This is a genomic window from Streptomyces sp. NPDC006368, assembly GCF_040612535.1.
In the GTDB taxonomy this organism is placed as follows: domain Bacteria; phylum Actinomycetota; class Actinomycetes; order Streptomycetales; family Streptomycetaceae; genus Streptomyces.
The window spans coordinates 54504-70655 of record NZ_JBEXQK010000033.1 but is presented as its reverse complement, the minus strand read 5'-3'; the positions used below and the strand labels follow the sequence as shown (position 1 = coordinate 70655).

The following is a 16152-nucleotide window of genomic DNA, read 5'->3' as shown; positions in this document are numbered from 1 at the left end:
CACACGACAGCCGTGGGGGAGCGTCGTCGTTGGCCACGCCGCGCCGGTCAGGCCGGGGCGGCCTGACCGGCGCGGCGAGTGGGGAGCGTCGGCCTTTCTCCACCGCGCGCAGCTGCTCCCAGTCGACTTCCGGGTGTGCGGGGATGACCGCGTCGACGGACGCCGTGCTGTAGAGCGCGACGTCGACGGCCCCCGCCCGGCTGGTGCCGAAGCGGACCTCGATCGACTGCGGGGAGCGGACCCAGCCGAGCCGGACCATGTGGTCGAAGTGGCACGTCGCACCCGGAGCCGGGCGGCGGCCTGCTCGGGCCCGAGGGGGGTGTCGGCGGTGACCAGGTCCGCCAGGTCCTCGCGTCGGCAGACCTGGTCGACCTGGCCGGGGTGGTGCAGCGTCCCGTCCGGGTTCGCGCTCAGGTTGACCAGGAGGCCGCGGTCGACGAACCGCCGCACCACGAACGCCGTCACGTTTCGCCTTTCGGTGATCACTGTGCCGAGTTGCGGCTGTTTCCGCGAAGCTCGTCGTCGGTTCGGGTGCGCTGAGGCATTTCGGTACAGTGCCTGGGTGCTGACTGTCTGGTCGGCGCCTTCCTGGGGGGATGAGCGAGACGAGGGTTATGCCGGAGCAAGCGAGCCCGCCTGCGATAGCACCGAAGGAACCTCTGGCCGCGTCGGCCGAGGTGGCACGGTTGGCGGCGGTGCGCCGTTACGACATTCTCGACACTCCTCCGGACGGCGCCTACGACCGGGTCGCAGCGCTGGCCGCGCGTCTGTTCGAGGTGCCGGTGGCGACGGTGACGATCGTGGACGAGGACCGGATCTGGTTCAAGGCCACGCACGGCCTGGAAGGTGTCAGCGAGATCGGCCGGGATCCGGGGCTGTGCGCCTCGGCGGTCCTGACGGATGACACCACTGTCATCCCCGACACCCTGCTGGACCCGGTCGCCTGTTCCAACCCGCTGGTCGCCGGCCCGATGGGGGTGCGGTTCTACGCCGCCGCTCCGATCATCACCGCCGACGGGTATCGGCTGGGCACGGTCAACGTCCTCGATACTCGCCCCCGCGAGATCAGCGAGGCGGATTCGGCCACGCTCGCGGACCTGGCGGCGGTGGTGCGCGACCAGCTTGAGCTGCGGCTGTCGGCGTTGCACGTGGTGCGCGCCGAGCAGGAGCGCCGCAAGGTCGAGCAGGAGAAGCGCCAGGCGGAGGAAGAGGCCCGGCAGCGCGCGGAGCGGGACAAGGCGGCCATCGCCGCGTTCGCCTCCACCCTGCAGCGCACCCTGGTGCCTCCCGTCCTGCCCGCGGTACCGGGCCTGGAGCTGGCCTGTCACTACAAGACCGCCTCCCCGCAGGAAGTGGGCGGCGACTTCTACGACGTCTTCCCCGTCGGCGGGGGCCGGTGGTCGTTCTTCCTGGGTGATGTGTGCGGCAAGGGCGCCGAGGCCGCCTCGGTCACCTCACTGACCCGCTACACGCTGCGGGCCGCAGCCCTCGTCGACGCCGACCCGACGGCCGCCCTGAATGCCCTGAACACGGCACTGCTGCTGGACCCGGCGGTGGGGACGCGCTTCTGCACCGCCATCTTCGGCGTGCTCGAGCCCGCCCCAGACGGCGGTTTCACGGTCACCCTGGCCACCGGCGGCCATCCGCCCGCCTACCACCTGAGCCCCACCGAGGAAGGCGGTGTACGGGTGGAGGCGGTCCGCGCCAAGGGCGGCATGCTGGTCGGCGCGATCGCCGAAGCCACCTTCACCTCACGCACCCTGCACCTGGCACCCGGCCAGGGACTGCTGCTCTACACCGACGGCCTGACCGAGGCCCGCACCGCCGATGGCCACATGCTCGACGACACGGGCCTGACCGACTTCCTCGCCCACCGGCCGGCGCCGGTCAGTGCCGGCGCCCTGATCGACGACACCGTCGCGCTCCTGGACACCCTCCCCGACACCGAACGCGACGACGTGGCCCTGCTGGCCCTGTCCGTCCCCACCCCCGATGCCGCTCCCGCAGGTATCACCACCACCGTTCACAGCGCCGCCGCCCCGACCGCCGACGTCTTTGTCGGGCAGGAGAACCGACGCCCATGACCGACGCATTCCACATCGATGTCCCGCACACCGACGGGACCCTGGCCGTGATCGCACTGTCCGGTGAATTCGACATCGCCGCCGCACCCGCCGTGCGGGCCCGCGCCCTCGAGCTCATCACGAACGGCCACCCCCATTTGGTCGCCGACCTGTCGGGCGTCACCTTCTGCGACTCCTCAGGGCTGGGCGCCCTCGTCGGCATCTGGCGCTGCGCCAAGGACGCCGACGGCTCGCTGGCCCTGGCGGCCATCCCCGACCGGCTGGGCCGCCTGCTCAGCGTCACCGGGATGGACACCTTCCTGCCCGCCTACCCCAGCGCCCAGGCCGCGCTCGCCGACCGTCAAGGCAACCGCACCACCGCCTGAAACCTCTCGCTCGCCAGGGCGGCGCCAACAGCTGGCTAGCACTGCACGGGCCGGCCCTTCCTCCCGCAGGGCACGGGGGCATGGCCAAGCGCGCGCCGCGACCAACGTACTGGTCGCGACGCGCGCTCATCCGCTCCGCCAGGCGCCACACGCCGGGCCGCGGCGTACAGCACACCGGATGCTGCCTTTCCCCGCCGGGTTGGTGGGACTCGTCGTAGGGGTCGCGACTGCCGGACTTGGCCAGCCCACGGCTGATCATGTAGCCGACGGTCAGGATCACGATGTACAGCCATGCCTTGTCGGCGCGGAAGTAGTCGGTGTGTCCCTCTTCGGTGCCCACGACCATGGAAGCGATCAGTACCGATCGGCGTCTTCCTCGCCTATGCAACCGATCGCGGACGGACGCTGATCGACCGCCGCCTCTGTCTGCCTACCTTCTGGAGGGATGACCGGGACCGGTGCCGGCGGGCCGGAATCGACGATAGGCCGGCTTCGAGACGAAGGTCGCGATGGCCAGGGCGATGGTCCGCCGGGCGGTCGCGGACATGATCCCGTTTCGGTGGGTGACCGCGGACGCCGGCTACGGCTACAGCAAGGGCTGGCGCCTCGAATTCGAGCGGCCGACGTCTTCCACGTCATGACCATCACCCGCCATGACACGGTCGTCACCCGCTGGGCGCTCGACCACCCCTCCGCGACCTGTTCACCGGCCTGGCCAGGCAGAAGTGGAAGCGCCGATCCTGCGGCGACGGCCCTGCGCACGGCCAGCGAGCTTGTTGCGCCAGTCCCGCCACCGCGCCGTCCTACAGGTGTGGATGCGTCGGCGTGCCGCTGTCCGGGTGCCGTTTTGCGGGGGACCGCTGCCGATGCAAGGCTGTCGTCCACCGCGGGGCTGCCGCCGTGGCCCCCGGTAACCGCCTGTTGGCGGGCGTCCCGCCGCTGTCCGCTGGTGGTGTGCCGCTCTCGGGCCGCGGTGGAGGGGGGTGCCAGGGCACTGGGATACTGCCGGGTCGGCAACCGCCGGCCACCTGCCCCTTCAGGAGGGCCCTCCGCGGTCCTGCTCTGAATACATTCCCGCTGAGGTATACGGTCTTGCGTGATTCCGCGCCTTTTCTGATATGGCTGCGCACCCTGCGCGCCGCTCTCGTCCTGGCCACGGCCGTCGGCGTCCTGGCGGGCGCGCTCCTCGCTGCAAGCCTGGCGCCGGATCCTGACGTGAGCGCAGGGGAGTCCCTCGGATCCTTCGGCTTCGTGCTTGCCTGCGCCCTTTTGCTGATCCCGGTCCCGCTGGCCACGGCTCACCTGCTGTCCGCGAAGCTCGCGGCCCGCCGTGTCGGTAGGCCCATGACACCTGACATGACCGAGGGCCACCACCGGTTCGAGATCGCGGGGATCAACCCGTACGGACTTACCGCTGGCGACCTTGCCGATCGTTTCACCGCCGGGCTGAGAGGGCACGCGAAGCTGGCGACCGCGCCGCACACGTACACCTGTGTCGGCCGTGCTGACGTAGTCGTCCTTGTCACGACTGACTTCACGTTCCGGGAGCGTGAGTTCACGGTTCACTGCTCCGTGATGCCGCGAAGCCGGTGGCGCAGGAGGGTCAATGGTGTCGAGGCCTGGGAGGTGTCGCAGAAGGTCCGGTCTCAGGCCGAAGACGTCATTGCGCGACAGGCCGGCCGCCAGCCAGGACGTTCAGCCTGCGCCGTGTGACCATCTCCGGCGCCTGGCCCGTGCGGCTGCGGGCCAGGGCCGGCCTGGTGAGGGTCGCGCCGGCCGGGAACCGGTGCGGCCACCGCTCGCCCGCCGTCTGCGCACCCTTCGCCGGATGCGGCAGCAGGGTGCCGCTCGTCGGCTCTCGCTTGACCTCGACCCGGCTTGAGGTTGAACCCTGTGCACATGCCTGCAGAAGAGCCGGACCGCATCGCTTTCATACGCCGCCAGCTGGCGTCACTGGGCCTCACGCAGCCGCAGTACTGGATCCTTCGCTACCTGGCCCCGAATGATCTGGGAGCCGATGCCCCCGGCCGCACCCTCCAGGAACTGAGCGACTTTTTGCAGCCGTACCTTCTTCCGGGCGACGACCTCCAAGCCGAGGCGGATGCCCTCCTTGCCGACGACCTGGTCAGCCGGTCCTGCGACACCTGCTTGCGCATCACCCCTGCGGGCCAGGCGGCCCACGCTCGGGTCAAGCGCAGCATCCCGACTCTACGGACCCTGTTGAACGAGACATTGCTGTCGTGACCTGGCCACCGTGGCCGCTGTCCCTCCAGGCCCACGCCCGGAGGCGGCCTGCGGACCTACAAGCGGTGCGGACCTGGCGCCCCGCCACCCCGGCGCCGCGCCTGAGATGTCGGAGCCCGCGAGCCTTGTCCGCCCGCGCAAGCCCATCGGCATCTGGCACGCGGCCCAGGCGGCGGGCGGCTCGCTCAGCCTCGCCTGCGTCCCTGACCGGCTGATGCGGATGCTCACCCTCACCGGCGTCGACTCACTCCTGCCCGTCCACGCCACAGCCGCCGACGCAGTCGCCGCCGTGACCGACAGCCCGCCCACCTCCGCAAACAGGCAAAAAACTCCGTCACTCCCGGTAGCGGTCGTTCCGCAGTCAAGCGGGGGCAGGCCGGCGACCTGCCCCGCTTGGTGAAAGCTCATACGCGCGACACGACCTCTTCCGTCCGGCATCGTTGCCACCGATATCGGTGAGACTGAGCAGCCGATCTGGCGTACTGAGCGCGTGACTTGGCGGGGCTGAGTAGCCGATTTGGCGGTTCAGGGCGTTGTAGTTGGCCTGCGCATGTCTTGCTCGGCGTACACACCGCCCTGGCTCACCGACGGCCCCGGCGGTCACCCCGTCCGCTGGTCCCTCGCTCAGCACCCGGCAGGTTGAAGGAGTACACCGCACACACAGCAATGGGGCTGCTACTCGCCCCCCATCTGAACTGCCCGGCCTCGCCAAGTCAAATGCTCAGCCACCAGATCGGCTGCTCGTCTCAAGCGGCTCCCAGATGCGCAGTGACAGGTGTCGTGCCCAGGTGACAACCATCTCGCCCAGTCACAAGTCGGCTGCCGTGTCTGTCAGCGTCCGGCTGTTGTCAGTGCGGGCTGTGAGGATTACCGGCATGACACCGTTGCTTCTCACCGACATCGAACGAGCCGTTCGCAGCAGTTGGAGTGCCGAGACGTGCACTCCTGAGTTCCGATCGCGATGGACCGAGGACAATCCCGCCCGGGACCAGTGCGGGGTGACCGCCATGGTGCTCAATGACCTGCTGGGAGGAGAGTTGATCCGGGGAGAGGTTCACGTCAACGGAGAACGTGTGGACTACCACTGGTGGAACCGCCTGAGCAAGGGCTTTGAGATCGACCTCACCCGCGAGCAGTTTGGGCCGGAGGAGATCGTCACCGGAGGCATCGTGATTCACCGCCCGCCTGTTCCCCGCAGGCTCGGGCAGGAGTACGAGCTTCTCCGCGACCGTGTCTTCGAGAAGCTCAATCGGCAGCAGGGGACGGCCTCTGCTGCCACGTCTCGCTAGCCGGCACGAACCTGTCCAACTGTGACCCGGGTGCGGGTCTTCGTTCCACGAGGAGGATGCGGACGCTGCCAGAGCGCCCCGGCCACGTCCCGTCAAGAGACCGACAGGAGGTGCCGCCGGCAGGGTGAGTGCCGTCGGCGAGGCGTCCCTCGGAGGGGGTCGGCTCCTCGCCGGGGGGCAGCAACCACCCGCCCGAGGTCGCTGCTGCCTCCGAGCCACAAACCACCATCAGATCGGGCAGGTACTGCTCCATGGGTACCGTGGTGTGGCGGACGGCCGTGCAGCCGACTGTGAACTGCTTGGAGGAAGGGCGTGCGGTCCCGCTCCCGGCGGCCGCGAGGTATTTGGCTGGCACGACCAGAACATCGCCTGCGGCGCGGATCAGCCAGTACACCGCGCTGGCACTGTGCTCCAGCAGGTCGTGCAGTTGGCGGCGCTTGATGGTCCAGGTGTCCTCGCGTCGGGTGCGTCCGGTGCGTCCGGGCGTCAGCGCGGCGGACTTCTTCACCTGGATGAACTCTCCCATCCGCAGCTGAAGCCGACTGGGTACGCCTATATCGACGACGACGCCGATGTCGGCGCCGCTGGTGCGTTCCTCGTTCCTGGTCACGGTGCGGTGTGCCCGACTCGCAGATGCGGGCCGGCCACGTCGGCCGGCCGGGTGTGGGCGGGCAGAGCGGTGAACGCACTGACGAGACCCGCCAGCAGCGTCGCGGTCAGCAGCCTGCCGCCTGACCGGCACCGTCGGCCATGGTGAGCATCGGTTTCGGCGGTGTTCGAGGGCTTATGAGGACGTTCGGGTGTCGGAAGCGGGGCCCAGGACCGGACGAGGCCCTCCGGGCCGGGGCAGTCGTACGGAGGCGCGCCCCCCCGAACGGGTGACAGGTCGTCGCATCTGCATGTGCCGGCCGGTAGTGTCCCCACTGTTTCGATACCGCCGACGCGCAATCATCGGGCGCGAAGACAGTGCGCTGCCAGCCAACACCTTGGCTACAAGCCACAGGTCCGACCGTGCGGATGGTTCGGGCCTCGTCGCTTCCAGTCGCCCGATCCCAGAGAGCAGACCATGAGCATGTTGGTGCGGTCCCAGTGATCCAGGCCGACCTGGCGGACAAAAACCGTACAACCATCCGCCGGACCCACATCAGCGGACCGTTGGACCGGCTGTTTCTGAAGCAAGGTACTGCGGCCGGGTTCATCCTGGATTTCGACGGCCCCGCCCCTGGCCGCGAACACCTGGCCACACGGGTGTTGGACCGCGCCGCGAGGCTGCCGGCTTTGAACCTCCTCGCTCCTCCCCCCGGTCGGCAACGGTGGCTATCGGCCACTGGTCCCCTCGACAAGGCGGCGCACTTCCACCACAGCATCCTCCCTCCGGAGCAACTGAACGCGGCCACCAGCGAACTGCTGCACCGCTCCCTGCCAAGCGACCCGCATCCACCCTGGGACATGTGGTTGCTGGAGGACCCCGCCCGCCGCCAATTCCGGATCTGCTACCGCATTCACCACGGCATCCAGGACGGGGTCGGCGCAGCTCACGCCGTACTCGCTCTCCTCGCAGACCAGGCTGCCGCGGGTCCGCACCCGCACCGTCCCGCTGCGCCCACCCCCAAAGGGGTTCTGCTGGCAGGGCGGGGCTTTTGGGACGCTGTGCGCCCGAAGGGCCGCTGGGCCGCGCTGCAGGCACCACCGTCGCACCACACCCGATGGATCTATCACGACGTACCCGAAGCACGCGTACGCGAGGTGGCCATGTCCTACGGAGTCACCACCAACGACGTATGTTTGGCCGCCCTCGCGCAAGCGCTCCGGCACTGGCACCGCAGCCACCCAGCACTCGACGGGCCCTGCCCCGACATGCACGCCCTGATGCCCATGTCCCTGCGCCAGGAACACCAACGCCACGCACTGGGCAACCATCTGGGCAGCCACCGGGTGACCCTGCCCTGCTCCGTTCCCGATCTCGACCAGGCCGTCGCCCACGTACACCGCCAGACCGACGCGGTGCGCGCCAGCCGGACGCGCGACGCCTTCCGCCTGGCCACGCGTTTCCTTCCGACCTGGTTGGGCGAACGCGCGAGCAACGCGTTCACCGCCAGGAGATCGGCCCCGATCGTCGTGAGCAGCGTTTCCCTACGGGCCACACCGACCTGTCTGGGCGCGCCGCTGTGTGCCGCATCCATGTTCGGCAGCCTCTACAACAACCGGCTGTGCTACGTATCCTTCACACGGGCTGTCGGCATTGTGCGGTGCGGCGTGCTCTATGACGGCGCGCTGCCCCAAGCGGCGGCCCTCCCACGGCTGTGGAGCGCTGTCCTGCTCCGGCGAGAGCCATGAGGGCGGATCGGCCACCCTGGTAACCGGCCACCGGCGTCCGTGGCTACCCATTCACGGCGTGGACAACGGAACCGATGCCGTCTCCGGCACTGTCTCGCCGGCCGGGGATCGGGCAGTGGAAGGAATGGGAAACCGGACGATTGTTGGCGGTCGACAGGGTTCAGTTCCAGGTGACGCGTCCCTGCGGATTCCGTCGAAGGGGCGGTGTACTGCAGCATGACGTCTGCCTGCGACGGAGCGGGGCTGTGCGCCGGGTGCGCGTTGGTCAGGACGGTGCCCGGTGGTCGAGACGTCGCGGGTGTGCCCCGGGACCCGCGAGGTCGCTGCTGCAGCGGGTCCCTGGCTGGGCGGGCTGAGTTCTTTCGTCAGGTGGTCGGCGACTGCACGGCGTGCTCAGGTCGGGCCCGTGTGTTCTGGCGCAGGAGCCGGTCGACCCGTTCTGCGACCCCGTTGAGCGTGGCTGCAGCCATGAGTTCCATCAGCGGTAGCTCACAGCGGAAGGTCTGCTGCATCTGTACTTTCAGCTCAGCTCCCATGAGGGAGTCAAGGCCCAGATCGCCGAGGTCGGCCGTGGTGCTGACGCGGTCGGGGCTGGTTTGCAGGATGTCCGCCACCAGTGAGGTGAGGGCCTCGGCGATGAGGGCAAGTCGTCCGGTGTCGTCGGCTGTCGCCAGACGTTGGCGGAGGTCACTGGCCGCTTGCGTCGTCGAGGTGCCGGACACCCGCGGCCGCTGGGCCGCGAAGCGGGGGGCGTTGAGGGCGGGAAGGATGTGGGTGAGTCGCTCGAAGTCCGCGACGCCGACAGCCACCGTCGGCGTTACGGATGCAGTCAGGTACCGGTCGAGAGCGGCCAGGGCCGTCTCAGGGGTGATCAACCCGATACCGGAGCGGGCGATGGTGTCGCTCATCTGGGTCCTGGCGACGTAGCCGGTGTCGCTGATGCCGCCCCAGGCCAGGGCCAGGCCGGGCAGACCGGCGTCGCGTCGCGCACGCATCAGGCTCTCCAGATAGAGGTTGGCGGCGGCGTAGGGGCCCTGGTGAAGGTTGCCGATAAGGCCGGCGACGGAGGAGTAGGCAACGAAGAAGTCCACGTCCGTGTCGCGGCTGAGGTCGTCGAGTACGTCTGCGCCGCGTACCTTCGCTGCCAGCACACTGCGGAATCGGTCCGCGTCGAGTTCCTCCATGGGGGCGTCGTCCAGTTGCATGGCAGCGTGGACGATGCCGCGTACTGGGCGTCCGGCGGTGTAGGCGTCCTTGAAGATGCGGGCGACGGCCTCGCGATCAGTGATGTCGGCGGCGTGGGCGCTGACATCGACGCCCTGGCGCGTCAGGTCGTCCAGCAGGGCGGCGGTTTCCGGGGAGGCGGAGCCCCGGCGGCCGATGAGAGCGAGCCTCTGGGCGCCGCCGGCGGCAAGGTGGCGGGCGGTGGCGGCGCCGAGGCCGCTGAGGCCTCCACTGATCAGGTATGTCGCTGCCGGGTCGAGCACGGGCAGTGAGCTGGGGCGTTCGACGGCGACCGGGTCGCTGTCAGTGAAGGTGATGACGACTTTGCCGAGGTGCCGGGAGTGGCCGAGGGCGGCCATGGCGTCGCGGACTTCGGGGGCCGGGTAGGTCTGGTGGGGCAGGGGCCGGTAGATCCCGTCGGTGACACGGCTGGTCACCGTGCGGAGGGCGTCGGCTGCCTCCTGCGGGGAGTCGGCGATCAGGCGGGTGATATCGACGGCGAAGTACGACAGATTGTTGCGGAACGGGCGCAGTAGCAACGGCGCGTTGGAGTAGATGTCGCGCTTGCCGAGTTCGACGAACCGGCCTCCGGGGCGCAGGCAGTCCAGGCTGCGACCGATGGCCTCACCCGCCAGCGAGTTCAACACCACGTCCACGCCGCGGCCTTGGGTGAGGGCATGGATGTCGTGGGCGAAGGACAGGCTGCGAGAGTTCAGTACATGATCGGCTCCCAGGGTGCGCAGCAGATCCCGCTTGGCGGGACTGCCGGCGGTGGCGATGACACGGGCGCCGATGTGATGGGCGTAGCGCAGAGCAGCCATGCCGATCCCGCCCGCACCGCCGTGCACCAGCACAGTCTCGCCTGCCTTGAGACGGGCGCAGGTCTCCAGGCTGTGCTGGACGGTGAGGTAGACAGCGGGCAGGGTGGCTGCCTCGGTATACGTCATGGGCTCGGGGATACGGCCGGTCTGCTCGGGGCGCACGGTGACGTGCGAGGCCAGCGTGCCGTGTCCGAACGCGAAGACCCGGTCCCCGGCGGCGAGGCCGGTGACATCGGATCCGACTGCGACGACCTCGCCGGCGCACTCCAGGCCGAGCTGGGGCGGGATGCCGGTGGAAGGCTCGGCTCCGGCGGGCAGGAGGCCTTGGGCGAGCATCACGTCGCGGTAGTTCAGCGCGGCGGCACGGACGCGGACCACGACTTCCCCGGGGGCCGGCGTGGGAGCGTCCGTCGGAGCCCATACCAGGTGGGGAGCACGGCCGGGGCGGTCCAGACGCAGCCGGTAGTGATCGTTGGTACGCGCAGCCCGCGCGGGAGGACGGCAGGCGCGGACCCTGGGGACGAACCTTCCGCCGGTGGTGAGGACGATCTCGTCGTCCGGTCCGGGGGCGAGCAGTTCGCGCACCACTCGGTGGGCATCGGCGGCCGGGTCACCACCCGCCTGGAGAGAGATGCGGCGCACCGTGAGCAGGGGCCGTTCATTGGCCAGAACCCGGCCGACGCCCCACACCGCAGCGCTGACCGCTGATGTCCCAGCTCGGTCGTCGGGCCCGGTGAACAGGCCGGTGGGCTCGGTTACCAGCCACAGGGCCGTCCTGCCGTCGGGTGCGGGGGTGCACTGGGCAGCCGCCGTCTTGATTAGCTCTGCTGCCCGAGTGATGGCCTCTGCAGAATCGTCGCCGTCGTGGCCGGCACTCGACACGACGACCACGACGTGTTGCGGGCGGCTCGTCCTGGACGAGTTGTCGGCTGCGGTGGTCGCCAGCGTAGCTGCGGCGCCGGCGGACTGCAGCGCCCGCACAAGATGGCCGGCGAATTCACTGTGGGAAGTGCGGCTGACGACGGACCAGTCGGCCTCCACGTCGCCGTCCGAGGCGGGCACCGCATCACCGGACGGGGCGGAGTCTGGCGTGCGGCGGGCGAGGATCAAAGAATAGTCCTGGTCGGCTTCCGCCTGGCTGCTGCCGATCGAAGTCGCATCCCGGAACCCGCAACGACGCAGTGCCGGAAGCCATTCCTCGCGGGCGAGCAGCGGGGTGCTGCGTACCTGGGTGTCGGTGAAGGACCAGAATTCCTCCAGCAGGCCGAAGCAGGGTCCGAGGATGTCCTCGTCATGGCTTTCGACAGCCATCAGATGTCCGCCAGGCGCGAGCAACTGAGCGATGCGCGTCAGGGCGGCGTGCACGTCGCGGGTGGCGTGCAGCACGTTGGAGGCGACGACCAGGTCGAAGCTGCCCGGTGTGAGGTCCTGTTCGTCCAGGTCGGTGTTCAGATCGACGGTGCGGTAGGTGACGAAGTCGTAGTCGGCGAAGCGGGCTTTGGCACGAGGGAAGAAAGCGGGCGAGATGTCGCTGTAGACGTACGACGTCAGGTGCGCGGGCAGGACGGGCAGCAGGTGCTGGGTGAAGCTGCCGGTGCCGGCGCCCACCTCCAGGATGCGCAGCGGCCTTCCCTCGGGCCAGGCCCGAAGGATGTCGCTCAGCACGATGCGGGCGTAGCGGGAGTGCAGCCGCATCTGCGGGGTGTCGGCGTAGAACGCTTCGACCAAGTGCCGGTCGGCTTCTGTGAACAGCAGCTCTTTGGCATCGGAACGGCCGGTCAGGACGTCGGTCAGGTGCCTCCCGCAGCGGGTGTAGACGGTGATGGCGCTGATCCACTGGGGGAAGCGGGCGGCGAGTTCCTGAACCTGATGGTCCGGGCGGGGCACGCCCGTGAACCGCCAGCGCTCTTCACCGGCGGCCGGATCGGGGGGCAGTACGCGTGACAGCAGCCCGGCCTGGTGGGCCAGACGGGTCAGCAGGCGGGTGAAGGGCAGATGTCCCGGGCGTACTCCTGCCTGCAGCAGTTCGTCCGTCCCGAACTCCTCGCGTCCTGGCAGTAGTTTGCTGAAGGCCGCAGCACCCCAGTGACCGACGGCGGCTTTCACGCGCGGCGCGAAGTCGGCGTACCCGTCCGGGTGCTGGGCTTCCAGTTGCGCACGCCGGGCGGCTGTGGCGCTCACCAGTGCTTGCGGGGCGGGCAGCGGGCTCGGGCTGCATGCGGGGCCGGGTCGTCCGGCGGCGCGCAGTTCCTGCACCAGTTCCTGCACAGTGCCGTGGGAGCCGGAGCTGACGCCGCGTAGGCGGCAGCCGGTCAGCTGGGCGATGACAGAGCCGTCATCCAGGGTGACGGTGATGTCGACGACCGCGTCCAGTCCGGCCAGATCGCGCAGTCGCACATGGACCAGTCCGGTCTCCGGCAGCCTGTCCCAAACACGGGCTGCCTCGATCGCGACGGGCAGGAACATGCGGCCGGCGGCGGCTGCGGCCAGCAGGGGAGCGCTGGCCTGCAGGGCGCCGTCGAGGATGACGGGGTGGGCCTCGAAGTCCTCGTGGTCCTGGGTGTGCGGCAGCCGATAAGCGGCCAGCACCTCCCGGTTTCCCAGGCGCAGGGTGGTGAGGACCTGGAAGGTGGGGCCATAGGCGAGGCCGGCCTGTCTCGCGTGCGCGTAGTGCGGGCCGGCCTCGACCACCGGTCCGGTAAGACGGGCGCGGACCGCGGCCACGTCGAGCGCCTCAGGGCGGGACATGAGCAGGCGCCGTGCCCGCCCGCGGGCATGGAGGGTCCACTCGCTGCCGGAGCCGGTACACGAGGCGAAGGCCACGATGCCATCTTCGACGGACAATGAGGTCTGTACCGTCAGCTGCGCGGGATCGTCCTCTCGCGGGAGGGCAAGGGGCCGGACGATGTCCAGGTCGGTGACCTCGCATGGCGTGGTGAACGCGTGCCGGGCGGCGGCGAGGGCGGCCTCGAGGTAACAGGTACCGGGCATGACGGTGCTGCCGTCGACCTGGTGGTCGGTCACCCAGGAAAGGCGGGCGGTGCTCAGCGACTGGTGCCACGTCGGTTCCGCGACTGCGGCGCGGCGTCCCAGCAGAGGGTGGACAAGCGTCTTGTCCTGCGGCACCGTCACCCACCAGTCCGGCTGGCCGTTGAAGCAGCGTTCCCGCTGGAACGGGTAGGAAGGCAGCGACACCACCTGGCCGGGCTGCGGGAAGCAGCCCTTCGGCTGTGCCCCGGCGGCGATCAGCCGGGCGGCGGCACGGCGTACCGCGGCAGCCGCGTCCTGGTCGCGGCGGCAACCTGGCACGACCGCCTCGGCTCCCAGCAGACGGCGAAGATAGCCGGTCAGAACCGTGTGCGGGCCGATCTCCAGGAACTGCGTGCACCCTTCGTCGGCCAGTGTCTGCACCGCTCGAGCAAACTGCACCGGTTCACGTACGTTGCGCCACCAGTAGTCGGTGTTCAACTGTCGGCCGTCCAGCAGTCCGCCGGAGACGGTCGACGCGAAGGCACACCGGTGCCCGCCGGGCCGCAACCCGGTGAGGGCCTGCCTCACAGACTGCTGGATGGGGTCCATGGCCCTGCTGTGGAAGGCGTAGTCGAGGTCGAGCTCCCGGAAGAAGACCTCCCGCGCGGCCAGCTTCCGCCCCAGCTCGATGATGGCCTGGGCGTCACCGGCGACAGTGACGTCCCGGTCGCTGTTGATGCCAGCGATCTCGATACGCCCGTCGAACGGGTCCAGCTCCTCAAGCGCCGCCTCATAGGTCAGTGCGGCGGCCGCCATCCGTCCTGTCCCGGCGGTCACCGCCTGGGACGCGCTGCGGGCGGCCACCACCTGGCATGCCTGCCGCAGATCCAGACTGCCGCTCGTGTAGGCGGCGGCGATCTCTCCGACACTGTGCCCGGCCACTGCGTCCGGCTCCATGCCGTAGGACGCCAGCAGCCGTACCAGACCGACCTGGACGGCGAACAGCAGAGGCTGCGCCACTTCGGTCAGTTCCAGGCGCGGTGCCGGCGCGGCCAGCTCCTCGAGGACCGACCAGCCGACCAAGGGCCGCAGTTCCCTGTCGACGGCCTGAACACCAGCGCGGAACGCCGGCTCCTGCAGCAGGTCACCTCCCATGCCGGGCCACTGCGAGCCGTTGCCGCTGAAAACGAACGCGACCTTCCCCGGCCGGCCTGCCACGCCCGTCACCGCACGGTCGCTGTTTTCGCCGACGGCCACAGCCAGCAGCGCTTCGGCCGCCTCGATAGGAGTCGAGGCCATGACGGCGGCGCGGTGCTCGAAGCGGCGCCGACGCACAGTCGCCGTGTAGGCCAAGTCGTAGAACTCTTCGGGTTCGGTGAACTGCAGGTGCTGGGCCATCTGCTCGGCCGCGGCCCGAAGGGCCTCACCGGTACGCGCCGACACAACCACGGGCAGGCAGCCTGCGGTGATTCGCCCCGTTTGCAGTGCCGGTCCGGGAACGTCCGGCGAAGGGGCGGCGAGCACGATGTGGGCGTTGGCGCCGCCGAACCCGAAGGAGTTCACCCCCGCCAGCGGAAGACCCTCGTGTCCCAGACGTTCGCCGCGCGTGACCGGCCGGACGTTGAGGCCGGCGAAATCGATGGCCGGGTTGAGCTCCTCGGCGTGCAGCGTCGCCGGGATCCTCCGATGCTTGAGCACCAGCAGCGCCTTGAGCAGACCGGCCATGCCCGAGGCGGCCTCCAAGTGCCCGACATTGGACTTGACCGAGCCGATGGGCAGCTCTCCACGGTGGCGCCACCGCCCCAAGGCCTGGCCGATGGCCTCACACTCCAGTGGGTCGCCCACCTGGGTGCCCGTGCCGTGCGCTTCCAGATAGGCGACATCGTCCGCAACCAGGCCGGCGCCGTCATACACCCGGCGCAGTAGCTCCCGCTGGGCGGTGCTGCTGGGCAACGCAAGCCCTGGGGTGCGGCCGTCGTTGTTGGTGCCGCTGGCAAGGATGACACCGTGGACGCGGTCGCCGTCGGCGCGAGCGTCGGCCAGGCGCTTGAGCAGCACCAGCCCGCCGCCCTCAGCACGCACGAACCCGTCCGCCCGTGCGGAGAAAGCCCGGCACCGGCCGCTCGGCGAGAGCATGGAGGCGCCCGAGAACGCTGCAAAGCCCTGCGGGTTGATCAGAATATTGATTCCACCGGCGACCGCCATGCGGGAGTGGCCCGAGCGCAGATGCTCACACGCCTGGTGCAAGGCGGTCAGGGCCGAGGAACAGGCGGTGTCGACAGTGACGGACTGGCCCGTCCAGTCGAAGTGGTGCGACAGCCGGTTCGCCACGATGGAGGCTGCCATCCCGGAGACGGTGTAGGCGTTGCCGGACTCCGGCACGCACGCCTGCAGTTCGCCGTAGTCACGGCTGGAGCAGCCGATGAATACGGCCGTGTCCGAACCTTCCAGTTCGGTGGAGTCCAGGCCTGCGTCGTCCAGAGCCTCGACCGCCATCTCCAGCAGCAGTCGCTGCTGCGGGTCCATGCGGGAGGCTTCCCTGGGGGAGATGCCGGTGAAGAACGACGCGTCGAAGCCGGTGATGTCATCGAGGAAGCCGCCTGCGGCCGTGTAGGACCGCCCGTTGCGACGCCGTACCGGATCCACGAAGTCTTCGGGCGGGAAGCGGTCGGCCGGCACTTCCGTGACGACATCGCGGCCCGCGGACAGGACCGCCCACAGGTCTTCCAAGCTGGAGATGCCACCGGGCAGGCGGCAGGCCAAGCCCACGATCGCCAAAGCATCATCGGGCAGGAACGACACACGCGAAGACAACACT

The 16152-nt window shown here is 69.6% G+C and carries 8 protein-coding genes and 2 pseudogenes; 7 read left to right on the top strand and 3 right to left on the bottom strand.

Features of this window, described 5'->3' with window-relative positions:
• Positions 1-259: pseudogene (locus tag ABZZ38_RS22480) on the bottom strand (hypothetical protein); the annotation flags it as partial.
• A gap of 418 nt (positions 260-677) precedes the next feature.
• Between ABZZ38_RS22480 and ABZZ38_RS22475 the strand changes: the two are divergent.
• The 6 genes and pseudogenes from ABZZ38_RS22475 to ABZZ38_RS22450 all read left to right on the top strand — a co-directional run bounded on the left by ABZZ38_RS22475 (position 678) and on the right by ABZZ38_RS22450 (position 5982).
• Positions 678-2084: a SpoIIE family protein phosphatase gene (locus ABZZ38_RS22475; RefSeq protein ID WP_356742708.1), complete on the top strand. Its 1407-nt coding sequence runs from the start codon at positions 678-680 to the stop codon at positions 2082-2084.
• Entirely contained in the window at positions 2081-2449 is a 369-nt protein-coding gene (locus ABZZ38_RS22470; protein WP_356742705.1) for an STAS domain-containing protein, read from the top strand. The genes ABZZ38_RS22475 and ABZZ38_RS22470 overlap by 4 nt, the downstream gene beginning before the upstream one ends.
• Before the next feature lie 363 nt (positions 2450-2812).
• Positions 2813-3217 (top strand): annotated as a pseudogene (locus tag ABZZ38_RS22465) (transposase); the annotation flags it as partial.
• A 324-nt stretch (positions 3218-3541) separates the two neighbouring features.
• Positions 3542-4162: a hypothetical protein gene (locus ABZZ38_RS22460; protein WP_356742726.1), complete on the top strand. Its 621-nt coding sequence runs from the start codon at positions 3542-3544 to the stop codon at positions 4160-4162.
• Positions 4163-4348: 186 nt separating this feature from the next.
• Positions 4349-4693 carry a hypothetical protein gene (locus tag ABZZ38_RS22455; RefSeq protein WP_356742703.1) on the top strand — a complete coding sequence of 115 codons (345 nt, stop codon included), beginning with the start codon at positions 4349-4351 and terminating at the stop codon, positions 4691-4693.
• A gap of 875 nt (positions 4694-5568) precedes the next feature.
• Positions 5569-5982, top strand: a complete 414-nt coding sequence (locus ABZZ38_RS22450; protein ID WP_356742701.1) for a hypothetical protein — start codon at positions 5569-5571, stop codon at positions 5980-5982.
• Here ABZZ38_RS22450 and ABZZ38_RS22445 read toward each other — a convergent pair.
• Positions 5939-6592, bottom strand: coding sequence for a hypothetical protein (locus ABZZ38_RS22445; protein WP_356742698.1), 654 nt, complete (start codon positions 6590-6592; stop codon positions 5939-5941). The two genes, ABZZ38_RS22450 and ABZZ38_RS22445, sit on opposite strands and share 44 nt — an antisense overlap.
• 479 nt (positions 6593-7071) lie before the next feature.
• Between ABZZ38_RS22445 and ABZZ38_RS22440 the strand changes: the two genes are divergently transcribed.
• Entirely contained in the window at positions 7072-8319 is a 1248-nt protein-coding gene (locus tag ABZZ38_RS22440) for a wax ester/triacylglycerol synthase domain-containing protein (RefSeq protein ID WP_356742696.1), read from the top strand.
• A gap of 365 nt (positions 8320-8684) precedes the next feature.
• On the opposite strand, the gene ABZZ38_RS22435 is transcribed toward ABZZ38_RS22440, so the two are convergent.
• Positions 8685-16136 (bottom strand): SDR family NAD(P)-dependent oxidoreductase, encoded by a 7452-nt coding sequence (locus ABZZ38_RS22435; RefSeq protein WP_356742694.1) that lies wholly within the window; start codon positions 16134-16136, stop codon positions 8685-8687.
• Positions 16137-16152 lie beyond the last annotated feature (16 nt).

Bases quoted from the DNA above. Each gene is read 5' to 3' on its own strand.
- ABZZ38_RS22470 (WP_356742705.1), top strand. From the start codon at position 2,081: ATGACCGACGCATTCCACATCGATGTCCCGCACACCGACGGGACCCTG.
- ABZZ38_RS22455 (WP_356742703.1), top strand. From the start codon at position 4,349: ATGCCTGCAGAAGAGCCGGACCGCATCGCTTTCATACGCCGCCAGCTG.
- ABZZ38_RS22450 (WP_356742701.1), top strand. From the start codon at position 5,569: ATGACACCGTTGCTTCTCACCGACATCGAACGAGCCGTTCGCAGCAGT.